The 22,008-nt window shown below is 63.7% G+C and carries 22 protein-coding genes and 3 pseudogenes; 15 read left to right on the forward strand and 10 right to left on the reverse strand.

Annotation, left to right across the window (positions count from 1 at the left end; genetic code table 11):
* Positions 1-130: 130 nt before the first annotated feature.
* Positions 131-430 (reverse strand): annotated as a pseudogene (locus tag FQ377_RS13360) (transposase); the annotation flags it as partial.
* A 44-nt stretch (positions 431-474) separates the two neighbouring features.
* Positions 475-876: pseudogene (locus FQ377_RS15170) on the reverse strand (class I SAM-dependent methyltransferase); the annotation flags it as partial.
* A 729-nt stretch (positions 877-1,605) separates the two neighbouring features.
* Here FQ377_RS15170 and FQ377_RS13370 point away from each other — a divergent pair.
* From FQ377_RS13370 to FQ377_RS13390, 4 genes are all read left to right on the forward strand, one after another.
* Complete coding sequence (locus tag FQ377_RS13370; RefSeq protein ID WP_148601719.1) at positions 1,606-2,694, forward strand: IS110 family RNA-guided transposase; 1,089 nt, start codon at positions 1,606-1,608, stop codon at positions 2,692-2,694.
* Between the two features lie 13 nt (positions 2,695-2,707).
* Positions 2,708-3,934, forward strand: coding sequence for an IS256 family transposase (locus FQ377_RS13375; RefSeq protein WP_148601720.1), 1,227 nt, complete (start codon positions 2,708-2,710; stop codon positions 3,932-3,934).
* 225 nt (positions 3,935-4,159) lie between these two features.
* The gene (locus tag FQ377_RS13385; protein WP_136455056.1) at positions 4,160-5,386 is read left to right on the forward strand and encodes a TniQ family protein; all 1,227 of its coding nucleotides are present in this window, start codon (positions 4,160-4,162) and stop codon (positions 5,384-5,386) included.
* A 492-nt stretch (positions 5,387-5,878) separates the two neighbouring features.
* The gene (locus FQ377_RS13390; RefSeq protein ID WP_136455057.1) at positions 5,879-6,472 is read left to right on the forward strand and encodes a recombinase family protein; all 594 of its coding nucleotides are present in this window, start codon (positions 5,879-5,881) and stop codon (positions 6,470-6,472) included.
* Between the two features lie 76 nt (positions 6,473-6,548).
* On the opposite strand, the gene FQ377_RS13395 is transcribed toward FQ377_RS13390, so the two are convergent.
* Entirely contained in the window at positions 6,549-6,911 is a 363-nt protein-coding gene (locus FQ377_RS13395) for a hypothetical protein (RefSeq protein ID WP_148601721.1), read from the reverse strand.
* Positions 6,912-7,150: 239 nt separating this feature from the next.
* Between FQ377_RS13395 and FQ377_RS13400 the strand changes: the two genes are divergently transcribed.
* From FQ377_RS13400 to FQ377_RS13440, 9 genes are all read left to right on the forward strand, one after another.
* Positions 7,151-7,636 carry a hypothetical protein gene (locus FQ377_RS13400; protein WP_136455059.1) on the forward strand — a complete coding sequence of 162 codons (486 nt, stop codon included), beginning with the start codon at positions 7,151-7,153 and terminating at the stop codon, positions 7,634-7,636.
* 110 nt (positions 7,637-7,746) lie between these two features.
* Positions 7,747-8,691, forward strand: coding sequence for an oxygenase MpaB family protein (locus tag FQ377_RS13405; RefSeq protein ID WP_246021307.1), 945 nt, complete (start codon positions 7,747-7,749; stop codon positions 8,689-8,691).
* 526 nt (positions 8,692-9,217) lie between these two features.
* Complete coding sequence (locus tag FQ377_RS13410; protein WP_136455060.1) at positions 9,218-9,688, forward strand: hypothetical protein; 471 nt, start codon at positions 9,218-9,220, stop codon at positions 9,686-9,688.
* A gap of 229 nt (positions 9,689-9,917) precedes the next feature.
* Entirely contained in the window at positions 9,918-10,175 is a 258-nt protein-coding gene (locus FQ377_RS13415; RefSeq protein WP_136455061.1) for a glutaredoxin family protein, read from the forward strand.
* Between the two features lie 70 nt (positions 10,176-10,245).
* Positions 10,246-10,809, forward strand: a complete 564-nt coding sequence (locus FQ377_RS13420; protein WP_148601743.1) for a single-stranded DNA-binding protein — start codon at positions 10,246-10,248, stop codon at positions 10,807-10,809.
* A 140-nt stretch (positions 10,810-10,949) separates the two neighbouring features.
* Positions 10,950-11,594, forward strand: a complete 645-nt coding sequence (locus FQ377_RS13425) for a DNA-binding protein (protein ID WP_148601722.1) — start codon at positions 10,950-10,952, stop codon at positions 11,592-11,594.
* A 64-nt stretch (positions 11,595-11,658) separates the two neighbouring features.
* Positions 11,659-12,042, forward strand: coding sequence for a hypothetical protein (locus FQ377_RS13430; protein ID WP_148601723.1), 384 nt, complete (start codon positions 11,659-11,661; stop codon positions 12,040-12,042).
* Positions 12,039-12,296: a ParB family protein gene (locus tag FQ377_RS13435; RefSeq protein WP_148601724.1), complete on the forward strand. Its 258-nt coding sequence runs from the start codon at positions 12,039-12,041 to the stop codon at positions 12,294-12,296. The genes FQ377_RS13430 and FQ377_RS13435 overlap by 4 nt, the downstream gene beginning before the upstream one ends.
* A gap of 579 nt (positions 12,297-12,875) precedes the next feature.
* Positions 12,876-13,976, forward strand: a complete 1,101-nt coding sequence (locus FQ377_RS13440) for a DUF4192 domain-containing protein (RefSeq protein ID WP_148601725.1) — start codon at positions 12,876-12,878, stop codon at positions 13,974-13,976.
* Between the two features lie 357 nt (positions 13,977-14,333).
* Here FQ377_RS13440 and FQ377_RS13445 read toward each other — a convergent pair whose 3' ends face one another.
* The 6 genes from FQ377_RS13445 to FQ377_RS13470 all read right to left on the reverse strand — a co-directional run bounded on the left by FQ377_RS13445 (position 14,334) and on the right by FQ377_RS13470 (position 19,438).
* Complete coding sequence (locus FQ377_RS13445; protein WP_148601726.1) at positions 14,334-14,528, reverse strand: helix-turn-helix transcriptional regulator; 195 nt, start codon at positions 14,526-14,528, stop codon at positions 14,334-14,336.
* A gap of 2 nt (positions 14,529-14,530) precedes the next feature.
* The gene (locus tag FQ377_RS13450; protein ID WP_148601727.1) at positions 14,531-14,923 is read right to left on the reverse strand and encodes a hypothetical protein; all 393 of its coding nucleotides are present in this window, start codon (positions 14,921-14,923) and stop codon (positions 14,531-14,533) included.
* Positions 14,924-15,110: 187 nt separating this feature from the next.
* Positions 15,111-15,917: an IS21-like element helper ATPase IstB gene (gene istB / locus FQ377_RS13455; RefSeq protein ID WP_136455815.1), complete on the reverse strand. Its 807-nt coding sequence runs from the start codon at positions 15,915-15,917 to the stop codon at positions 15,111-15,113.
* Positions 15,914-17,638, reverse strand: a complete 1,725-nt coding sequence (gene istA / locus FQ377_RS13460) for an IS21 family transposase (RefSeq protein WP_148601728.1) — start codon at positions 17,636-17,638, stop codon at positions 15,914-15,916. Before istA ends, istB begins: the two co-directional genes overlap by 4 nt.
* A 217-nt stretch (positions 17,639-17,855) precedes the next feature.
* The gene (locus FQ377_RS13465) at positions 17,856-18,767 is read right to left on the reverse strand and encodes a VOC family protein (protein WP_148601729.1); all 912 of its coding nucleotides are present in this window, start codon (positions 18,765-18,767) and stop codon (positions 17,856-17,858) included.
* A 101-nt stretch (positions 18,768-18,868) separates the two neighbouring features.
* Positions 18,869-19,438, reverse strand: a complete 570-nt coding sequence (locus FQ377_RS13470) for an NADPH-dependent F420 reductase (protein WP_148601730.1) — start codon at positions 19,436-19,438, stop codon at positions 18,869-18,871.
* Between the two features lie 116 nt (positions 19,439-19,554).
* On the opposite strand from FQ377_RS13470, the gene FQ377_RS13475 reads away from it, so the two are divergent.
* Complete coding sequence (locus FQ377_RS13475; protein WP_262364464.1) at positions 19,555-20,055, forward strand: MarR family winged helix-turn-helix transcriptional regulator; 501 nt, start codon at positions 19,555-19,557, stop codon at positions 20,053-20,055.
* Positions 20,056-20,423: 368 nt separating this feature from the next.
* Positions 20,424-21,676, forward strand: a pseudogene (locus FQ377_RS13480) (IS256 family transposase).
* On the opposite strand, the gene FQ377_RS13485 reads toward FQ377_RS13480, so the two are convergent.
* A complete protein-coding gene (locus tag FQ377_RS13485) occupies positions 21,673-21,969 on the reverse strand; it encodes a recombinase family protein (protein ID WP_148601732.1) in 297 nt (98 codons plus the stop codon). The pseudogene FQ377_RS13480 and the gene FQ377_RS13485 overlap by 4 nt on opposite strands.
* Between the last annotated feature and the right edge of the window lie 39 nt (positions 21,970-22,008).

The raw sequence follows: 22,008 nt of genomic DNA on the forward strand, positions 1-22,008 counted from the left end.
CCTTGCGGGCGACCGCTACCACGTCGCGGCGGAACTCTTCAGGAAAGGCCTTTGGCATGATGAATATCCTTCCACCCGCGAGGCTGATCCTCACAGGTCAGAAGTCAACCAAACCCTCAGCAGTCCCGAACTCTTCCCACGCGCTGTTCCAGAGCCGGGTGATCGCTGCGTACTTTTTGCCCCATTTCTCGTCGAGGTCCTCTAGCGCCGCCCTCGCGGCGATGTGGTTCGGGGCGGTGTAGATCGGTTTCACATCTCGCTTGAGCGCGTCCCAGTCCTTCTTCGACGCCAAGCGGAACGTGTTGCGAATCAAATGGATGATGCATGTCTGGACCGTCGTGCGGGGCCAGACGTTGCCCACCACCTCTGGAAGGCCCTTGAGCCCGTCGCAGACGAGGAAGAACGTGTCCGTGACGCCGCGTGCGCGAACTCTTCAATGACGGCGCTTTCGAAGAAGCCGAGGAGCAGCGCGCCGCCGGGGCGAAGCGCGCGGGCGAACTCCAGGAGGGGGATCCTGATCGTGCTGGGCTCGTGGTGGATGAGTGAGTACCACGACAGAATCCCGCTCACCGTTCCTGGTGCGGCATCAAAGGTCTCGAGGCTGTTGACACTGAACGGCACACCGGGATATGCGCTGCGCGCTCTGTCGACGAATTCGGGTACCAGATCCACACCATGTGCGGCAGCTCCGCGCTCACGAAGGAAGTTCGTCCAGTGGCCTGGCCCGCAGCCCGCGTCGATTATCTGGCCATCAATAGCATCAGCCCAAGAGGAAACGAGCTGACGGTCCAAGGGGTGCACTACATCCATCGAACCGAGGATCTCGGTGTACTCGGTTGCACGACGTGAGTATGCGTTGCCGACATCATCAAGCATGCATCCGAGTCTAGGCGGGGGCTACAGCTGACATCGCCGCCATGATCCCTATTGCCACTATTAGTTTTTTTAGTTCTAGGAGGACCAGTTCATGGTGTGCGCGACCACGTCGATGAGGAGGCTGTGCACATCCACCGTTCGCTCGAGGTGAGTGTTCCCGCGTTGGTGAGGTAGGTGGGTGTGTGCAGGCGGTCCGTTGGTTCCTGCTGTCCAGGTGTGTGCGGGACAAGCAGCGGAGCGTGGGGAGCTTGTGCCGTGCACAGGTGGGCAGGAGGCGAGCCTCTCTAGCGACCAGTGATTAACCCCGATCCTTTGAGCACCACTTAGTTCTGCTGTCATTTTCAGTAGTAGTGCCCCTTAGAGTGGTGTAGCGCATGGTGGCTGGGCTCGTCGATTGAGACGTGGACGCGGTCACCGTGTGGTCCTTCGAGAAAACTCTCACATCCACTCGAAAGGCATCTTCACGATGACCGCTCCTCATATTGTTGACAGTGATGATGGAGGTGGCATCCCCAGGAGGGGGTCTGACTCGATTGTCGACGGGCGTCGTTGACTGCCTTTGCATGGGATTTGTCGATCTTCGCCCTGGGGATGCCATGCACGTGACCGGTCGAACTGCGTGACCTCATAGGAGCGCGAGCAGAAGCCCTCATCACTGTCCTGTCCGCCAGCTCGGACCGGTACGTGCCAGTCCGCACGGTTGGCATTGAAAGGCAGGGATAGAGACGGATGACAAATGACCTTATGGCACTGGATGTGTTCGGCGGCGTGGATACTCACTCGCGAACTCATCATGTGGCAGTTGTTGATGGGCTCGGTCGGGAATTGGGAGATCGCGAATTTCCTGCAACGCCTGCTGGCTATGACGCACTGCATTCGTGGTTGGTGGGCTTCGGTCAGCTCGTGCTCGTCGGGGTTGAGGGCACAGGCTCGTACGGGGCGGGCTTGATGCGTACGCTCACCAGGGCCGGAACCAAGCTCGTCGAGGTGGATCGCCCTGACCGGACGGCCCGACGAGCTCAAGGAAAGTCCGATCCATTGGACGCCTACGCGGCCGCTCGAGCTGCGGCCTCGGGCCGAGCGGCCGGCACGCCGAAGTCGCGGGACGGGATTGTCGAATCAATCCGTTGCCTGCGGCTTGCGCAACGCTCGGCCATCAAGGCTCGGACGCAGTGCATCAACCAGATCCGGGCGCTGTTGGTCAACGGGCCCATCGACCTTCGTGAGCAGATGAGACCTCTATCCACCTCGCAGATGCTCAAGCGGCTCTCTCACCTACGCCCCACCGCTGATTTCACCCGACCGGACTCAGCATGCCGGCTAGCACTGAGATCGCTGGCACGGCGCCACGGGGACCTGGATCGTGAGATCAAAGAGCTCCACCATGTGATCGCTGATCTCACTGAACAAGCCGCACCGGAGCTACTCGAACGCCCCGGCGTAGGTGTTCAGGTCGCGGCGCAATTGCTGATCACGGCAGGCGATAACCCCGACAGGCTCGGATCCGAAGCCTCTTTTGCCCACCTGGCGGGAGTTGCTCCTGTCCCCGCGTCCTCCGGGAAGCGGCAGAACCGCCATCGCCTTAACCGAGGCGGCGACCGTGCGGCGAATAACGCTCTCTACACGGTCGCTCTTGTTCGCATGCGATACCACGAGCCCACGCGCGCTTATGTCCAACGCCGCACCGCGGAGGGACTGTCGAAAAAGGACATCATTCGTTGCCTCAAACGCGCGATCGCGCGCGAGATGTTCCGGGTCCTCACAACACCATCGAAGCCAATCACACAGTCCGCACCACCGGTTCTCCTAGCAGCTTGACGTCTATAGGAGCATCCCTGCCCGCCTCCTTGGTGAAGCCCTTGCCGATTCGTCGCCGGATCTGATGCGCAGTCTGCTGCAAACGATGATCAACGCCCTCCTGTCCGCTGACGCTGACGCGGTGGTCGGCGCCGAGTGGGGCAAGCCCTCACCTGACCGGCTCGCCCAGCGCAACGGCTACCGGCACCGCGAGCTGGACACCCGGGCCGGCACGATCGATGTCGCTGTTCCGAAGCTACGCTCTGGCACCTATTTCCCGGAGTGGTTGCTCGAGCGCCGCAAACGGGCCGAGACTGCGCTGATCACCGTCGTGGCGGACTGCTACCTCGCCGGCGGCAGCACCCGCCGGATGGACAAGCTCGTCAAAACCTTGGGCATCAACTCCCTGTCGAAGTCCCAGGTCTCCAGGATGGCGGCGGAGCTCGATGAGCAGGTCGATCAGTTCCGTCACCGCCCCCTCGGGGACGCCGGCCCGTTCACATTCGTTGCCGCGGACGCACTGACGATGAAGGTCCGCGAAGGCGGGCGGGTCATCAACGCCGTCATCCTGATTGCGACTGGCGTCAACGCCGACGGGCGCCGCGAAGTCCTCGGCCTACGCGTGGCGACCTCCGAGACCGGGTCCGCGTGGAACACGTTCTTCGCGGACCTCGTCGCACGCGGTCTGACCGGGGTCCGCCTGGTCACCTCGGACGCCCACCGCGGGCTGGTCGAGGCCATCAACGCGAACCTGCCCGGAGCTTCCTGGCAGCGCTGCCGCACCCACTACGCGGCGAACCTGATGTCGGTGACCCCGAAGAGCCTGTGGCCGGCCGTCAAAGCGATGCTGCACTCGGTGTATGACCAGCCCGACGCCGCTGCCGTGCACGCCCAGTTCGACCGGCTCCTGGACTACGTCCAGGACAAGCTCCCCGCCGCCCACGAACACCTCGATGGTGCCCGTGCGGACATCCTTGCCTTCACCGGCTTCCCCGAAGGGCTCTGGCAACAGATCTGGTCCAACAACCCCAACGAACGACTCAACAGGGAGATCCGCCGTCGCACTGACAGCGTCGGGATCTTCCCCAACCGGGACGCGATCATCCGCCTCGTCGGGGCGGTCCTCGCCGAGCAAACCGACGAATGGGCCGAAGGCCGCCGCTACCTCGGCCTCGACATCCTCGCCAAGAGCCGCCTCACCCTCGTACCCGACACCGGGAACGAGGTGACCGACCAGCCCGCCCTCGAACTCAGCGCCTAACCGAAACCAAGACCAGAAGGATCACCAACCGCTACACCACCTCCAGGGACTTGACCATCTGCTGACCCGAAGTGAGGGAACCATCGGGGAACTCACCCGCCTGCTGACCGCTGCGGCGATCGCCGCCGTGGAAAGCGGAGAAGAATCAATCAACCGCCGCACGCTGAACTTGGCTGGCTATGACGGTCCCAGTGCCCGGCGCCAGAAGTTTGAACGTGATCTGAAGTGAAGCCCACGCACTGGCCCCTCCACCCCGCTCCGGTCCAGGCCGAGGCTCTCTCCTCCTGGCTGCGCCGGCTCGCTAGCGCTTACGGAATGGAAGCCTCCGAACTACTGGCGCACGGGCTGGGTCACGGAAACCTTCAGGACCAGGAGCTCGACCATAATCCGCCAGCCACTCTGTTGACGGAACTAAGCCGGCGCAGCGGTGTCAGCCGAGACCGGGTGGCCGTAATGAGCATGATCGGCTGGACACCATGGCTGTTCGACAGCATGAACCCGGATCCCGAGGCCTATCGCGCCTATGTCCACCAGTTCTCAGTGCTGCTGCCGCACAGACGACGCAAACTTCACGATCCCGCTCAGTGGCTACCTTGGCTGCCAAAGCACAGGATTCACAAGGCCTGCCGTGAATGCCTGACATCTACCGAACCCGTGGCGCTTGTCCTTTTCTGGCAGCTGCCGCTCATGCTGAGCTGTCCGAGTCATCGCCGCCGCCTCGAAACCTACGCGGGCCAGGCGCCGGAATACCGGCGGTGGACCTTTGTTGCCGCTGCTCCATCGCAGGTATCGGACTCCGTCGCACTTATGGATCAGCGCACCTGGCAGGCGATAACGACAGGATCGGTCAACCTACCCCGGCGTCGTGTCCACGCAGGCATCTGGTTTCGGCTGCTGCGGACCCTTCTGGATGAGCTTTCGGCCGTCGAAGCACAATGTGGGCGGCGACAGCTGGAGGAGATCCGCCTTCTCTGGGAGCACTGTGGATACCCGTTCCGGGCCGGACTACTCCTCTGGCGCCCGTTCGAAAGTTTACCGTGGTCGATTCAACAGCAGCTACTCGAGGCCGCCGCCCTAGCCATGGAACACATCGAAACCGGCACGCTCACCGCGTCGGGAACCCTCGCTCACCTCCTGTCGCCCGAACCTGACCGCAGGATCAACGACGGAACCCCGCCGCGTCCTTCAGGAAGGCAGCCAGCTAGGAAACAGGCCAGCGCGCCAGCTGTGCGGGCTCTGGACGACCTGTGGAAACAAGCGGTCGATGCACAAGAGGCCGCCGTTAATGCAGCCAGAGGAAACTCCGCAAGCGCCCAGCAGCTCTACAACTTCGCACTGTACGGCCGCAGGACTGAACGATCCGTGCGCAGACTCCAGGACGACTTTGTCCAGCTTCAGATACCTACCGACTTCCTGTCGGACACTAACAAGGGCTGTGCAGACGAGTACTGAAATCTGTGCAGACGCGTACTGAAAATGACAGTTTTTGTCATTTTCAGTACGCGTCTGCACAGCGAGCCGCGTGTTTTCGGGGTTGTGCAGGCGAGTGTTGAGCACTGATTTTTCCGTACTCCTCTGCACAAATGTCGTTCTCGCTTACTACTCCTCTGCACAATAGGGAGGTAGCGGGGTGAATAGGGGAATCTGTACGTATTGGTGAGTCCGGCACGTTGACCATTCCGAAGGTCACCTGTGATCGCGCCGTTGGCAACGCAGACGATCGTCGGCGGGCCTGAGGCTAATGTGGCTGCACCGTCCCACAGATCGTTCCCCTTCCTGTGACACGGGAGGGCTGTGCGGACGAGTACTGAAATTTGTGCAGACGTGTACTGAAAATGACAAACTTCCGCTAGAACTCAAGATCCTGACTGTCTCGTAAAGTCGTCTCGCTGAAATGTGTCTCAGCGGCCGTGTCCTGAGGGCTTTGTGAGGCAGACTGTTGGAATGAGGCAGCTTGGATACACCCGTGTGAGTACATCGGCCCAGGATGCGAAGCTGCAGCTCGACGCTCTCGTCGCCTCCGGGGTGCAAAAGCGCGATGTTTTCGCTGATGTCACTTCGGGTAGCAGGACCGCGGTGGAGCGGCCCGGAATGAAGAAGCTCCTCGAGTACGCCAACGAAGGGGACACCGTGGTGGTGTGGCGCGTCGACCGGTTGGGTCGGTCCCTCATGGATGTGCTGAACACGGTGAACCTGCTGCGCGAGCGGGGGGTCCTGGTCCGGTCCCTCTCGGATGGCATCGATCCGGAAACCTCGACGGGACGGCTGATGCTGAACATGATGGCCACCTTGGCGGAGTACGAGCGTGAACTCATCGTCGAGCGCGTCAATGCCGGCCTCGTTGCGGCCAGAGAGAACGGGACCCGCTTCGGCCGGCCACCATCGAACCCGAAGGTCATCGCCGCGAAGCTCGACGTCGTTACCGACGCCCGCAAGAAGGGAAAGACCGCAGCAGAAGCCGCGCACCTCGTCGGCTGGAGCCGCGCAACCCTGTACAGGCACCAGCAAACCCATGCTGGTCAAAGCCATGAGGGCTGAGCCCTTTCGACATGACCAGCAAAAATGCGAGCTCGCCACGGTGATGCTGGTACCCGTCCCGAACCCTTGCCGGTAGCTAGTTGATCGTGACTGTTACCCTGCGACCACCGGCTCCACTGACGGTGACGGTGACTGTGTCATCCGACGTGCTTCCCCCGCCGCCCCCGCCGTCATCGTCGCCACCCACGATCTTGTCGTACACCGAGATTGCCAGGTCGACGACGTCCTTGAGGCTTATCGAAGCCACCTGGCCTGGAGGCTGGTCTTCGTTGCTCGGAGGTCGTTCGTCTCCGTCTCCTACCACGGGCTTTGTTTTGAGGTTCCCCTGCACTGTGACGATTTCGCCGGTGTCGAGCACGATCCTTTGAACCATGGGTCGCATCCGGCCTCGACGGCCTGAGCCGAGGACAATTTTTGTTTCTGGGAGTTCGATTGACATGGCAATTTCCTTCGGTTGATTGCACCTGAAACCACTTTCCCCAGTAGCTCAATCTTCCGCTTCTTGGCTTGTCAAGCCAAGAACTATAGTCCAACCATCTGATTAAGATCGTGGAGAAGGGGTCGCCGCCGCTGCTGTCCTGATCATTGCCGGGACTGTGCGCATGGAAGGGCGCAGACCGATCTCGCAGCGCCGGCGGCTTGGTCCGGTCCGGTGACGTCGTGGTAGGGGAGCGGGTAGTGAGGCAGTCCAGGGCAGTAGAGGACCGGTTCTGGGAGAAGGTCGTCAAAGGCCCGGAGCCCAATGATTGCTGGGTTTGGATCGGGGCGATCGCCGACGACGGGTACGGCCGGTTCTGGGTCACCCGCGAGGGAGGTCAGCGGGCTTTGCGCCCGCAACGCTATGCCTACGAAAAGCTCACCGGGCAGACCCTGCACCCGGGCATCATCTTGTTGCACGCGTGTGATGTGCCTTTGTGTGTCCACGCCAGCACAGGGCCAGACACGCATCTGGTACCAGGGACCCAGGCGCTGAACATGCTGGACAGGTCCCGGAAAGGCCGGCACGCCAACGCTTCGACCTTCCGGTGGCGCGGCGTCGGCCGCGCCCAGTTCCGCGCCCAGTCCCTCACACTGCGCACAGCCCTCCTCGAGCACGGATGGAACGAAACGATCATCCGGCCCTTGCTCACTGGCATCGACCCCGAAGCGCCGACCCTTTTCTGACAATGCGAGGGCGCCGCAGTCATCGGCGTGTCAGGGCAGTGTTCTACGCTTCGTAGTGGAGTCCTGTCCTTGGGTGTCCGTCGTACCCGACCTACCGTCGTTGGAGCATCATGCCTGTGAGCTCGATCCCGCGCCCCGCCGAGCTGGGCCACCGCGTCCGCAGCGCCTTCCGCGCCCGGGTCTCCGGTGACCCCACCGGGGCACCTGACTGGGTCCGCGACATCGCCCTGGTAGGGGAGGGACCAGGCTTGTTCGAACCCGATGGCGTCGTCTGGCAGGTCCACGGCGGCCTTTCCACTCTGGTCGGCGGCGTCGCGGCCCTCCTCGGCCAAGGCGCACACCCCCTCGCCATGGCCGGGGTCGCACGGCACTCCTCCTACCGCAGCGACCCCTGGGCCCGCCTCGCCGGGACCGCGCGCTGGCTCACCATTACCACCTTCGGCTCCGCGGAACTCGCCGAGCGGGACTCGTCACGGGTCCGCCGCATGCACGGGCGGGTCCAAGGCACCACCGAGGACGGCCGCGCCTACTCCGCCTCCGACCCCGCACTGCTGCGCTGGGTGCACCTGGCCTTCACCGATGCCTTCCTCGGAGCCCACGAGGCCGTCGGCCACGACCTTGCCCCACGGTTCGGCCGCAACTGGGCTGATACCTACGTCGCCGACTGGTCCCGCAGCGCCCGGACCCTCGGAGCCGAAGACCTCCCGCTCAACCGCCAGGAACTCGCCGAGGCACTGCGCGCGCTTGAGCCTGACCTGGAACCCGTCCCCGCCGAGCTCCTGACGTTCCTCTCCGCACCGGACGGACTGAACCGGGCCGAGCGGATCTTCTACAGCGGCATCGCAAGCGCCGGAGCGTTGGTCATCTCTCCGTCCGTGGCTCCCCTCGCCGGGGTGCCCGGCCGCGGCGACCGCTCACTCGCAAACCGCCTCCGGTTGCAGCGCACCCGACTGCAGTTGCGGACCTTCCAGCTGGCCCTCGGACCACATAGCCCCTCCGTGGATGCGGCGCGCTACCGGCTCGGCCTCGCCGGCCCCCCGGACTGGCTCGACTAAACCTCGGTCGCTGCTACTGCCCCGACCACGCTCACTACGCGTGGCCGACGCCGATGAGTGAATGAGTATTTGAGTAAGAGGCGGTACCGATGGGTGCCGGCCCTTCATCGTTGCTGGGGTTCCCGGTCGGCGGCCGTCGTTGTCTTGCCTGTAGTGCTTCCCTGTTCTCCGCCAGGGCTCCGAGCAGGGCAATGGTCCTGCGCTTCGCTCCGGCCTGATGAGGTCCGGGCGCTCCTTCGTCGCACCCGACCCTGACGTTTTTGCTGCTGTCCTACGGATTGTGCGCCCCCGCTCCACAGCGTCAACCGGCTCCGCCGGCAGCGGGCACACCCATCCTGTCCGGCGCTCCTGCCTCGCTTATTTCCTCCCAGAAAGGGCGCACCCTTGCACCTACGGCGTTGAGCACTGCTCCGTCGGGAGCGAGCGAGCGAGCTCGCCAGCAGGCAAAAAACATGAGGGGAAGGGCAAGTACCAGCTGGCTCACCACAGGCCCTCACCCCACCTCGTGACCGAAGGAGCACCGATCATGAACGCTGACTACATCACCACCGATACCGGCGAGGCCGTGGACGCCCCGACCCTGCCGTCCTACTGGGGACCCGATAATTGGCAGACTGAGGACGACGGATACGAATGGTTCCGTTGCCTGGACGGCACACCGTGGACCGTCGTCACCCGGTGGGGGACCGAAGGGCACCCGCTCGGAAACTTGTACTCGATGATGGTCGCTACCGCCGTTCACGAGGATGAGCGCGGCACCCTCTATGGGTACGGCAGCTACGCACAGGGTCGCACCTACGCTCTGTGGTTCCGCTGCGAGGCCGCATTGCACGCGGAGATCACCGAGACGGCGTTCTTCTTCTGGAAGGACGGTCAGAGCCAGGGACCGGAAAAGCTCCCAGCGACCGCCGGAGAGCTTCCCGCCGAGTACACGGTGCCCTACCAGGCACCGGCACCGGTCAAGGACACGCCACGAGCAGACGGCGCACCCTTCTAGCTGGCAGGCCGGCACCGGTGGCCGTGTGTGCCCTGTCCCTTACACGGGTAGGGCACACGCCCCACCACCTGCCAGAACAGCCGTAGAAGAGCAGGAAACAGCACTAAGAAACATTGAATAGACGCGGTAGAAGCCTGTTTATTCAGATGAATAAAAGCTAGAATTGTTAGTAGCAGCGCAGCAGTCGACTCCCACTAGAACCCGCCACGTAACCCAAGGACTGAGAGCTATGACCGTCACCGTCTTCGAGAAGCCAACGGGATGCTTCGGATGCAAGAAGACCAAGGAACTGTTCGACGCCGCTGGCGTCGAGTTCGTGGCCGTGGACATCACCACCGATGACCAGGCCCTGACCTATATCACCGAGGAACTCGGGTACAGCCAGGCGCCGGTCGTGGTGTACGAGAAGGACGGCAGCGAAGACCACTGGTCCGGACTGAACCCGGCCAAGATCGCCCAGGTCATCGCCCTCGACACCACGCCATAGCCCACTCACTCATCTACTCATTCACTCATCGCTGGCAGCAGCGCACCCATAGAGAAGGCAGTTGAGCATCATGGCCGGAGACACCATCATCACCGTCGTCGGGAACCTCACCGCGGATCCCGAACTCCGCTTCACCCCCTCCGGGGCAGCGGTCGCGAACTTCACGATCGCCTCCACCCCGCGGACCTTCGACCGGCAGGCCAATGACTGGAAGGACGGAGACACCCTGTTCCTGCGCGCCTCGATCTGGCGTGAGGCGGCCGAGAATATCGCCGAGACCCTCACCAAGGGCACCCGCGTCGTCGCCCAGGGCCGGCTGAAGTCCCGCAGCTACGACACCAAGGAAGGCGAGAAGCGCACCGTCATGGAACTCGAGGTCGACGAGGTCGGACCGAGCCTGCGCTACGCATCCGCGAAAATCACCCGCACCCAGCGCAACAACAACGCCAGCAGCATCGGGGGAGGGAACAACCAGGGCGGGGCAGGGTCACAGAGCGGCCAGCAAGGTGGCCAGCAGCGGGATCAGGCATGGCAGGGGCAGCAGCCGGCCGATGATCCCTGGGGAGCCCCGGCGAACACCGGTGCCAACGCTGGCGGGTGGGGTAGCGGCCCCGACGCCGAACCACCGTTCTAAACGCTGCGCGTCCACGGCGCCACAGGTGGCCGCCCCAAGGAGGGTGGCCACCTGTGGGCCTCACACCAGGATCTCGTATTGCGCGAAGTGCTAGCAGAGTAGTAGTAGTATTACTCCTACTACTACTTTAGGAGTCATCAATGACCGAAGAGGCTGTTCCTACCGGACCATCAGCGGGTGTTGGTCCTGTTGACGCGGGGGCTCCGGTGAAGGAGCGGGTGTATGCCGCTGCGGAGAAGATCAGTGCCGAGCGTAATCCGACGGTGTCCAGTGTTCGGGAGGCCGCCGGGGTGAGCAATGCTGATGCGACCCGGTATTTGAGGAAGTGGCGGGAGGAGAAGGCAGCTGCGGGTTCGCGTATCGTGGCTACGCCGCAGTCTGTGTTGGAGCAGGCTGCGAGACTGGCTGGTTCTGTGTGGGCCGACGCCGTGGCCCTGGCCGCCGATCAGCACGCCGTCGTGGAAGCCCAGTGGGCCAGGGACAGCCAGGACAAGGACACTGAACTGGCTGAGCTCGTCGCGGACTTGGACAAGGTCACCACCGACCACGCCGCCGAGGTCACGGGATTGCGGGCCGAGCTCGCAGCGGCCACCGATCGAGCCGGCGCCGCAGAGTCCAGGGCAACCCAGACAGAGGAAGCCGCCGCTACCGCTCACGCCGAGATCAGCACCCTGAACAGTGACCTCGCCGCAGCCCGGGCACGCGCCGAGACCCTGCAGCACGCCCACGACGCCCTGATCCAACGCATCACCCCGGAAAACACGGCACAACAACCCCGCCAGTAACCCATAGTGTGGACGCGCAGAACCTCCACGAAGATCAGGGCCAAGGCAACCGTCAGGAGCAACCATGACCCACATCTCGAACGATCACTTCAAAGCCGCGCTGGTGTTCGTCGCGGCCGCGCGGGAGTTGAAGAACTCCGCCGGATGCTACACCGACCCGGCCCAGAGCACCGAGGCGATCCAGGAACTCCACGGCGCCCACCAGCACATCGTGCAGGCGCTTCAGCACCTGCACGCCTGGCACACCGTTGCACGCCCAGGGCAGGAGTACGAGGCCGGCGACCAGGAGAGCGTCCAGGCGGTGGAGGAGACCGCGGCTGAGCTCGCCGCCGCGGCAACAGCAGCCCAGGCCGTGGTCGGCGTCCTGCACCGGGCGCAACAGGCCAGCTCCCGAATCCGGTATATCGGGCAGTCCGGGCAGCTCGCGGAGCCGGATGGTGGGGGATGAGTAAGCGCAAACCGGCGTCGTTCACGCCGTACTTCACCCAGGCCGACGCAGACCAGGTCAGGGCAGCGTTCCTGGCTACAGGGCAGGCCGAGGGTCACCGGTCTGTGACAGACTTAATCGAAGCGGCTGTGCTGCGTGAAGTGAAGCGCTTGCAGCGCAAGCACAACCAGGGCAGGCAGTGGGACCCGGTACCACCGGGGGCGCTGCGCCCAGGCCGACGGACTCTCGCGGAAGAGAAGAACCGGGCCCAATAGATTTCCCTTGGTAGGGAAAGTAAGAACGGAAGCGGGACCCGTGTGGTGCGGGGCCCGCTTTCACTTTTAAGACATGGATCACTGTTACTTCGTGGCTTCGTTGTAGGCGATCGACGATCGACAGCGAGATGCGGCCGCGCTTACTTGGTGTGTGGCCGCTATCCGATTGCGTGGGTGGCTGGCGGTCGTTGTTGTCTTGCCTGTAGTGCTTCCCTGCTCTGCGCTGGCGCTCCGAGCAGGGCTGTGGTCCTTCGCTTCGCTGCGGTCTGTGATGGACCCGGTCGCTCCTTCGTCGCGCCCGGTTCCAGATGTTTTTGCTGCTGTCCTTCGGATTGTGCGTCCCCGCTCCACACCGTCAATCGGCTTCGCCGACAGGGGCCGGCCACAAAGCCTCTAGGCGCTCCTTCGTCGCTTATTTCCTTCGAGGTTTCTGGCAGGCCCGCACCCTTCGGGTTGACAGTGCTCCGTCGGGAACGAGCGAGCGAGCTCGCCAGCAGGCAAAAAACGCACGGGGAAGGGCCAAGTACCAGCTGGCTCACCACAGGCCCGGACCCACACCTACCAAGAAGGAACACCACCATGAACGAGAACACCCAGCACAACGCCCCGATCAGCGTATCGACGGCCGCTGACCTGCTCGCCTACGTCCCGGCCGTGCTTGGCTTCCAGCCGCGTGAATCCTTGGTGATCGTCACCATGCGCGGCAAGACAGCAGGCATGACCCTTCGGAACGATGCCCCCGCCGAGGGCGTCCGCCCGGTCGACTACGCACGGACCATCATGGGTTACCTGCTCGCGGACACCGCCGCCGACGGCGTCCTGCTGTTCGTCTACACGAACGAGGTGGCCGACGCCGCCCTCTCGGGCGAGAACAAGGACGCCAAGCCCTACATGGACTACGCCAAGGCCATCGAGACCGAACTGGAGCGGGCCGGGTGGGTCCTGCGGAACGGGTGGCTGGTCACCGACAAGGGATACACCACCTACTTCTGCGAAGAGAGCGGGTGCTGCACACTCAACCCGCTGGAGGAGGTCCATGACAGCACAGTGAACGCGGAACTGGTCTACCGCGGATACAGCACCCGCCCGAGCGTGGAAGCCATGGCCGTAGACCCGGCATTCATCGGGTCGAGGGACGCTCACGCGACGATCATCCAAGCGACGTACTGGATCAACAGGCTGGGTGCCCCGGATGATCTGGAGTTCGATCACCAGAAGATGCGCGACGCCCGCGCCGAGTGGAACGAAGCACTGGGAGAGGACGTCGACGAGACGGCCGCGTGCGAACTGGTGTCCTACCTGCACATCAAGTCCATCCGGGACCGGCTCATGGCCGATGCGATCAGCGCAGCCGACGACGAGCCGACGTTCGGGAAGATCCTGACGGGCCAGTACGAGGGTCGGCCGGACTGGTCCCGCGTGGACGCGACCGAGGACCTGCTGATCAAGGTCCTCGCGTACACGCCAGTGGAGGACCGCGCCCCGCTGTTCTGCTTCCTCGGGTGGCTGTGCTGGTACCGAGGATCGTCCTCGGTGGCCATCGCCTACTTCACGAAGGCCGTGGACGTCGACGGGCAGCACCGGCTCTCCCGCCTGCTCCGCGAAATGGTGGGCCGCAGCTACATCGCGGTACCCGCACGGAGCGAGGCCACCGCGTACCCGCAGGGTAGGCGCCACTAGCCAAGCACCCGGTCACGGGGCCAGCTAGACCATAGGCCGAGGGCCGGACACCCCCACGGGAGTCCGGCCCTCTCCCCGTTCACCGGACAGCAGGAGCACCACGGGGGAGTGCCGGCAGTTTTGGTGGGTGCGCGGGCGGCGGCCTCCGCCGCCAGCTCCCCCGGCCGCCGCCGAACACGCTGACGCGATCACGCCTACCAGCCACGAGCTGCACCTATTGGGTTGGTCCGCCAGGCGACCTCCGAGTGCAGTCTGTGCCAGCATGACTATGTCAACGTAAGCGGGACCCGCGGGGACGGTCTAAACGGTACCCACTTCGGAGTGATGACAGGTGTTTGAGGTTGGTGCTTGAGTGGGTTAGTCCTCGGGGAAGAAAACGTCCTCGATGAGTAGGTTGAAGTACTTCGCGATGCGGAAGGCCAGCGGGAGTGCTGGGTCGTATTTCCCCTTCTCGATGGCGATGATCGTTTGGCGTGAGACGTGCAGCAGTGATCCGAGGTCGGCTTGGGAGAGTCCTGCCTCGAGGCGAAGGTCTATGAGTCTGTTGCGCATCGTCAGACGTGAGAGCGCAGTTTCAGGGTGTACCTGATGTAGTAGCTGGCGAGGAGGATCGTCAGGTATCCGGTGATGAGTATCAGGGATAGGTGTTGTAGTTCGAAGACCGCGATTCCCGCCAGGAGTGCGACGGCTAGAACGAGTGCGTCAACGAAGCCTTTCGCGGCTGTGTCATTGGCTACCTGCCGCTCGAAGCTGTCGGCTTCTGCGCTGAGCGTTCGTCGTTCACGTCTCCGGCGAAGCAGGTAAGACCCCATGCCTCCGGAGAACACCACCAGCCCAGAGGCAAGTGTTGGCCAGATTCTCTGATCATCCGGGGCCGCTGCCCCCCATGCTGATGTGCCGATGAGGGCAAGGATGCCCACCCCGGCGAATATGAGGTAGTTCTTCATGTTCTTCCTCCAGGTTGGTGTAAAGGTCCCTTAACACCAGCCTAGGAAATAGGTCTCTTGATGTAAAGGTCCCATGACACCAGGGGTCGCCGGTCGCGGAGCCGTGCAGGTTCTCGAGCGCGTTGATACTCAGGTGGAGCTTCGGGGGACTCACTTCGAAGAGATCGAGTAGCTGTCTCTCGATTGGTCAGGTGGCGTGTTGGGCGCGGGTGTGGGCGAGGCGGTAGGAGTCGGTGCCGGTTTCGATGATGGTGCCGTTGAACGTCAGCCGGTCTACGATCGCGGCGCAGAGGCGTGGGTCGGTGAAGGTTTTCGTCCAGCCGGAGAAGGACTCGTTGGACGCGATCGCGATCGAGTTGTTCTCTTCTCGTTCGGTGAGGACTTGGAAGAGGAGTTCGGCGCCGCGGCGGTCGAGTTCCATGTAGCCGAGCTCATCGATCATGAGCAGGTCGACTCTTCCGTAGCGGGCGATGGTGCGGGCGAGGTTCTTCTCGTCGGCGGCTTCGACGAGTTCGTTCACCAGGCGTGTGGCCAGGGTGTATTTGACCCGGAAGCCTTTCTCCGCGGCGGCGGTACCGAGGCCGATGAGGAGGTGGCTTTTGCCGGTGCCGGAGTCCCCGATGAGACACAAGGGTTGCCCGCGGCGGACCCAGTCCCCGGTGGCCAGGGTGTTGATGGTGGCCGGGTTGATGTTCGGGTTCGCGTCGAAGTCGAAGTCCCCGAGCCACTTGTCCCGTGGGAAGCCTGCAGCTTTGACGCGTCGGACCGATGAACGCCGGTCGCGGTCGTCGCACTCGGCTAGCAGCAGTTCGGCGAGGAACCCTTGATAGGACATCTGCTCCTTCTGCGCTGTGGTCGTGGCTTCATCCACGACGGCGCGGATCGTGGGAAGGCGGAGCCTGCGGCAGGCCTGATCGATCGCTGCGGTGGCTGCTTCCGCAGTGAGCCCTCGTCGTCGTCGCAGGGTCGTGGTGATGCTGGTCGTGGTGGTCATGATGCTGATCCCTTCTGGGCTGCGTCACTGATCGTGGTTCTCATGGTGTTAGGGGTTGCGGGTTCTGTCCGGTCAGGCAGGCGTAGGAGCTGGTCATAGGCGGCAACCGACGGCAAGGGACGCCTGTCGGCGGGCAGGCCGGCGATGACAGCGGCCGGGTCAGCGAGACGGCGCTGAGTAAGACTGACAACCCGTCGCTCGGGACCACGAGCTTGTTCACCACGATGACGGCCCAAACCGGACCCACCCAGCGACTCAGATATCGACTCGTGAAGGGTTTGGTGCCGGCGGGCTTCGACGGCGACGACATCAGCGGTGACCGCTCCGACGGTCAGGGCAGCGGTGATACCCGCGATGACGTCCTCGGCTGCCATCGACCGATGCAGGAGAAGAACATCGATCAGGGCCCGGGTTCCGCCAGCATCCCCGTCGGTTTTACGCGCCGCGGCCCAGAACGCTTCGTGGGCGGAGGTGAAGACCCCGGATGCTCGCGCCTGGGCCAGTGCGGTCGACCCTGGCAGGGCGCCGGGTTTGTGGTGGAGGACCTCGAGGTAATGATCCAGGTTCACGCTCTGGCCGTGCTGGGTCACGACCCTAGGGTGCCTGGCGATCTCGGTGCGGCCTTCGAAGACCACGACCTCGGAGGCGCGGAGGAACACCCGCACCGGGCGCCCGATGACCCGGGCCGGAACGGAGTAGGAGGCCATCCGCACCCGGATCAGGCTTGAGCGGTTCACCCTCGGCGTCAGTATCAGGCCCGGTTCGAACCGTTCAGCAGTAATCGGGGCGAGCAAGGACCGCTCCACGGCGAAGTCCTGGGCCACGGTGCGAAGACGGTTACCGACCCGGCGGTCCTCGTCCTCGATGTCCCACTGCCTGATCTGGTCGTTGAGCTCGGCCAAAGAGTCGACGACGGGCATCGGGGACAGATGGGTCCGGCGGAACCGGCCCACCTCGCCCTCGACGCCGCCTTTCTCGTGAGCGCCCTTGATCCCTGGCTGGCAGTAGAAAGCGTCGAACCCGTAGTGGGACCGGAACAACACCCATCGCTGGTTCTCGGTCCGTTGCCTGCCGGTGCCGTAGATGACTTTCACGACCGCGTCGGTGAGGTTGTCGTAGCGGATGTGTCGGGTTGGAATGCCGCCGATGTCCTCGAACGCGTCGATGTGGCCTTCGAGGAACGCTTCCTGGGCTTGGGTCGGATAGACCCGGTGGATCGCTTTGCCGGAGTTCGACAGGCGGAAGGTGAACATGTGGCACTTGGTCTTCACCCCGGCCAACACCACCCAGACCTCACCGAAGTCGACTTCTGCTTCCGCGCCCGGTGCGTGTTCCTGCGGGACGAAGACCTCTGGGATCCGGCCTACCTCCGCGTCGATCTCAGGGCGACGTTTGCGGACGTAGTCACGGACCGTCGAATAGGACAACTCCTTCGCGCCGTGCTCGCCAGCGAGGCGAGCGAAGATACGCCTGGCGGTATGTCGCTGCTTACGAGGAGCCTCGAGGTCCTCCCAGAGCATCCCATCGATCGCGGTCTTGAATGCTTCCAGCCGGGGCGCTGCGCGTACCCGGGGTTTACGCTCTGGTGGTTCTGCCTGTTTCAGCGCCTGCCGGACGGTTGGTCGGCCGACACCATGACGCCTGGCCAGCTCCCTGATCGATAGGCCTTCCACGCGCGCATCACGCCGTATCCGCGCAAAAACGTCCACCCGAGACTCCATTCGAACCTCCACCTTGAGCAACCAAAGAAGCATTGCCACAACGGTGAAGGTGGGTACGGCTTAGACTGCCCGCGACACCCCCGAAAGACCGAAGTGGGTCCCGCTTAGATTGCCCTGGTGGGTACGAACAAAGCTGCCATAGTCACGTGCAGGCGGGGGAGCGCGTTCAGCGATGAGTTTGCAGTACTTTCGCCCGCACGACTGAAGCGTCGTGGTGTTACTGAAGGATCACTTCGTCGAACGTGGTGCCGGCGACGCTGACCGTCACGCGTGTGCCCCACGGGTCATTCACGGAGATGATGCGAGAGTCTCCGGTGAAGGGAAGGGACCGTGCGGAAAGCCTTGCCTGCAGGGCGTCAAGGTCGTCCTGGCCCGGCACCGTGACCGCGAGGGAACCCAGGCCGAGGCGCGCGGCACGAGGGCCGGCTCCCTGGCTGTTCCAGGTGTTCATGGCGATGTGGTGGTGGTAGCCGCCGGCGGAGGCGAACAAAGCGCCCGCATATTCGGTCTGGGTGATCTCGAAGCCGAGCGCGTCGATGTAGAACGATCGGGCGGTCGTGAGATCTCCGACCTGGAGGTGCACGTGCCCGACCGTCCCGGGAAGTGAAGGCCCCGCATCAAGGGACGCCTGGTCGAGGTGGCTCTCCAAGTAGTTGTTGGGGTCGAGATAGGCGGTGGTCATACGGATCTGACCCTCGTCATGGGTCCACTGGTCGCGGGGCCGGTCAGTGTAGAGCTCGACACCGTTCCCCTCCGGATCGGTGAAGTAGAACGCCTCGCTGACGAGGTGGTCGCTGGAGCCAACGAAACGACCCTTGGCGGCGTTGGCGGCGCGGTAGACCGTTGCGGCGAGACTCGATGGGTTGTCGAAGAGGAAGGCGGTGTGGAACAAGCCCGCCTGGTGACGGTCACCGGCCGGCAGATCCGGAGTGTGGATCAGCCGCACCAGTGGGACCTCACCTCGGCCGAGGACGCGGTGCACCTCCCGTCCGACAGCGCGGTCCTGCACCGGTTCCATCGCGAAAGCCCCGCTGTAATAGGCCGACATCGCCTCGAGGTCACCGACGCGCAGCGTCACCGCTCCCATCGAAGTGGCGGGATTGATGAAGCGCTCATCTGTCATGGTCATGGGTTACCTCCAGAAGCATTTGAGGGTTGCCGATCAAGCGGCATACGAGGAATTTGGCACCCCCGACGACGAGAGCGTCACGGGCGATGAGGCATCGCTTGTCAGCGGACGACGCCGAAGCCTCCGGTCCAGCTGATCTTCTCGCTTGCCGCGAGGGTCAGCTGCAGGAACCCGACAGCCTCGAGTTCGTGAGCGCGCTTGAGCGAGCCTGCGTCGATCGCCTCCACGCCACCGGCTGTCACGAGGGAGGCGAGGTTCTGCTTAGCCGTCTCGTCATCGCCGGCAATGAGTACCGTGGTCTCGAGCTCACCGATCTTCGTCGTGCCCAAGGTGGCTGCGAAGTTCGTGTTGAATGCCTTCAGCACGTGCGATGAGGGGAGCGCAGCGGCCAGACCGGCGGCCGCCGACGTGCCGTCGGCCACGACGAGGGAATCAAAGGTCGAGAAGTCGAGCGGGTTGGTGATGTCGACGACGATCTTCCCCGCGAGCTGGTCCCCGTGACTGGCGACGATAGCCTCGAGCGCGGGATAAGGGACGGCGAGGACGACGATGTCGCCGGTAATAGTGCCTCCCTCGGACCCGATGTGCTCGACCGAGGCGCCGCCGGCGGTCAAGACGCTTGCGATGGCGGTACCCATGTTGCCGGAACCGAAGATGGTGACCTTTGTCATGATGATGCTCCTCGTGCTGGGCCGCCCGGCATCGAAACCAGAGCGGGGATTGGTTGTTTCTACAACCAATATACCCCGTTTAGTTGTAGATGCAAGTTTTCGCTATGCTGTTGGCTGTGACTGAGACACAGTGGCTTTCCCCGGACGAGCGTGCTGCCTGGGTCCGGTTCACGGCAGTACTCGAACTGCTTCCAGCGGCTCTCGACCTCCAACTGAGCCAGGACGCCGGCATGACCCACTTCGACTACTTCACACTCGCCATGCTCTCTGAAGCCCCTGACCGCGTCCTGCGCACCAGCGCTCTCGCTGCTCGCACCAACGCAACCCTTCCCAGGCTTTCCCGCGTCCTATCCCGCCTGGAGGCGGCAGGATTCGTGGACAGGGCACCCGATGAGGACGACCGCCGGGCCACCAACGTCACCCTGACCGAAGCGGGGTGGGAGAAAGTCGTGGAGACGGCCCCCGGACACGTCGCCGCCGTCCGGCGACTCGTGATCGATAGCCTCGCTCCTGAGCAAGTCACCCAACTATCAGCAATCTCCACCGCACTGCTTCGGCAACTCGACCCCGAGGGCCGCATGCTCGCAACCGACAACGACAGCCACGAACAGCACTGACGCAGCCGAACCGCCTCGTAGCAAGAAGCCGTCACCCGATTCCCTCATGAAATGGCTCGTGTGCAGGGGAGTGGGATAGCAGCTGACCCACAGGTGGACGGCTTTGAGCTCAACCCTTCGGGCTCCACCAGCCCACAGGTGGATGACCAGCCAGCAGTTGCAGGCGAGCTCACCTTCCAATACCTAATGCCACTAATGGTCCTATTGGCCCCATGACCTCTTTTCTAGTTAGTAGGTTCACTCATTTGCGCCCACGCTGGCAGGAGGCTGTGCACGCCCAGGGACTGTAAGAAAAACGGTGTGTGAGGTTCGGCCTGATCCGGAAGGAGATGGCCGTGGAGGACTTCACGACCGAAGTATCAGAGGCGATGATCGATCCTGTGACGGGAGAGATCATTGACCAGAAGGACCTCGCTGAGCGACTGCTCACGCAGGCCAGGGAGCAGGGTGTGAGCCTGGTCGGCCCCGGTGGGCTGTTGAACCAGCTGACCAAGAATGTCCTCGAAACCGCGCTGGAAGCGGAGCTGACCGAGCACCTCGGACACGAGCACGGGCAGACGCCGATCGCGGCGAACATGCGCAACGGGACACGGGCGAAGACGGTGCTGACGGAGATCGGTCGGGTTGAGATCGAGGTGCCGCGGGACCGGGGCGGGTCGTTCGAGCCGGTGATCGTGCCCAAGCGGAAACGGCGCCTGGACGGGCTTGACGAGATCGTGCTCTCCCTGTCGGCACGTGGGCTGACCACGGGTGAGATCGCCGCGCACTTCGAGGAGGTTTACGGGGCGAGAGTCTCCAAGGACACGATCTCGAGGATCACGGAGAGGGTCGCCGGTGAACTCGCGGAGTGGTCTTCCAGGCCGCTGGATCCGCTTTATCCGGTGTTGTTCGTTGATGCGATCGTCGGTGTTGGTTCGGGATGGGCAGGTGCGGAACACCCCGTTCTACGCCTGTCTTGGGCGTCACCACGGATGGGGAACGTGACATCCTCGGGATCTGGGCTGGTGACGGCGCTGAGGGCGCCCGGTTCTGGTTGCAGGTCTTCTCCGAGCTGAAGAACCGGGGTGTCGAGGACGTGCTCATCGCGGTCTGTGACGGGCTCAAGGGCCTGCCGGAGGCGATTACGACGACGTGGCAGCGGACGGTCGTGCAGCAGTGCGTCGTGCACCTGATCCGCAACAGCTTCCGTTACGCGGGCCGGCAACACCGGGACGGGATCGTCAGGGCCCTCAAACCGGTTTATACGGCTCCGTCCGAGGCTGCGGCGAAGGACCGGTTCCAGGAGTTCACAGCTGAGTGGGGTCAGCGGTACCCGGCGATCGTGAAGCTCTGGGAGAGCTCGTGGGCGGAATTCGTACCCTTCCTCGAATACGACGTCGAGATCCGCCGGGTCATCTGCACGACGAACGCGATCGAATCCATCAACGCCCGCTACCGGCGAGCCGTCAGAGCGCGCGGACATTTCCCGAACGAGGCCGCGGCGCTGAAGTGTCTGTATCTGGTGACCCGGTCCCTTGACCCGACCGGCGGCGGCAGAGCACGCTGGGTGATCAGGTGGAAGCCGGCCCTGAACGCCTTTGCGATCACCTTCGCGAACCGGTTCGAGAGAACCAACCACTAATGAAATGCCGGACCCCACACACCGTTTATCGGACAGACCCCGGCCCGGACCGCGGCGGTCTTCTCCTCATCCAACTTCGGCTTCGGCCCCGGACGCCGTCCGGCCGCACGGGCCCGGGCCACGCCCTCGAAGGTGCGCTCACGCAGCAGATCCCGTTCCCACTCGGCCAGCATCAACAGCATGTTCAGCATCAGCCGTCCCGAGGCCGTGGAGGTGTCCAGGTCCACGTCCAACGCCTGCAAGCCGATCCCCCGATCAGCCAGGGCCTGCACGGTGCGCAACGCATCCGGCAGGGACCGGCCAACCGGTCCAGACGCATGACGACGAGGGTG

The organism is Arthrobacter echini, assembly GCF_008107445.1.
GTDB lineage: Bacteria > Actinomycetota > Actinomycetes > Actinomycetales > Micrococcaceae > Arthrobacter_D > Arthrobacter_D echini_A.

Excerpts from the sequence above, each read along its gene's own strand:
- FQ377_RS13430 (WP_148601723.1), top strand. The coding sequence starts at position 11,659 with ATGACCCACATCTCGAACGATCACTTCAAAGCCGCGCTGGTGTTCGTC.
- FQ377_RS13425 (WP_148601722.1), top strand. The coding sequence starts at position 10,950 with ATGACCGAAGAGGCTGTTCCTACCGGACCATCAGCGGGTGTTGGTCCT.
- FQ377_RS13435 (WP_148601724.1), top strand. The coding sequence starts at position 12,039 with ATGAGTAAGCGCAAACCGGCGTCGTTCACGCCGTACTTCACCCAGGCC.
- FQ377_RS13390 (WP_136455057.1), top strand. The coding sequence starts at position 5,879 with ATGAGGCAGCTTGGATACACCCGTGTGAGTACATCGGCCCAGGATGCG.
- FQ377_RS13445 (WP_148601726.1), bottom strand. The coding sequence starts at position 14,528 with ATGCGCAACAGACTCATAGACCTTCGCCTCGAGGCAGGACTCTCCCAA.
- FQ377_RS13410 (WP_136455060.1), top strand. The coding sequence starts at position 9,218 with ATGAACGCTGACTACATCACCACCGATACCGGCGAGGCCGTGGACGCC.
- FQ377_RS13440 (WP_148601725.1), top strand. The coding sequence starts at position 12,876 with ATGAACGAGAACACCCAGCACAACGCCCCGATCAGCGTATCGACGGCC.
- FQ377_RS13450 (WP_148601727.1), bottom strand. The coding sequence starts at position 14,923 with ATGAAGAACTACCTCATATTCGCCGGGGTGGGCATCCTTGCCCTCATC.
- istA (WP_148601728.1), bottom strand. The coding sequence starts at position 17,638 with ATGGAGTCTCGGGTGGACGTTTTTGCGCGGATACGGCGTGATGCGCGC.
- istB (WP_136455815.1), bottom strand. The coding sequence starts at position 15,917 with ATGACCACCACGACCAGCATCACCACGACCCTGCGACGACGACGAGGG.
- FQ377_RS13415 (WP_136455061.1), top strand. The coding sequence starts at position 9,918 with ATGACCGTCACCGTCTTCGAGAAGCCAACGGGATGCTTCGGATGCAAG.
- FQ377_RS13395 (WP_148601721.1), bottom strand. The coding sequence starts at position 6,911 with ATGTCAATCGAACTCCCAGAAACAAAAATTGTCCTCGGCTCAGGCCGT.
- FQ377_RS13420 (WP_148601743.1), top strand. The coding sequence starts at position 10,246 with ATGGCCGGAGACACCATCATCACCGTCGTCGGGAACCTCACCGCGGAT.
- FQ377_RS13405 (WP_246021307.1), top strand. The coding sequence starts at position 7,747 with ATGCCTGTGAGCTCGATCCCGCGCCCCGCCGAGCTGGGCCACCGCGTC.
- FQ377_RS13470 (WP_148601730.1), bottom strand. The coding sequence starts at position 19,438 with ATGACAAAGGTCACCATCTTCGGTTCCGGCAACATGGGTACCGCCATC.
- FQ377_RS13370 (WP_148601719.1), top strand. The coding sequence starts at position 1,606 with ATGACAAATGACCTTATGGCACTGGATGTGTTCGGCGGCGTGGATACT.
- FQ377_RS13465 (WP_148601729.1), bottom strand. The coding sequence starts at position 18,767 with ATGACCATGACAGATGAGCGCTTCATCAATCCCGCCACTTCGATGGGA.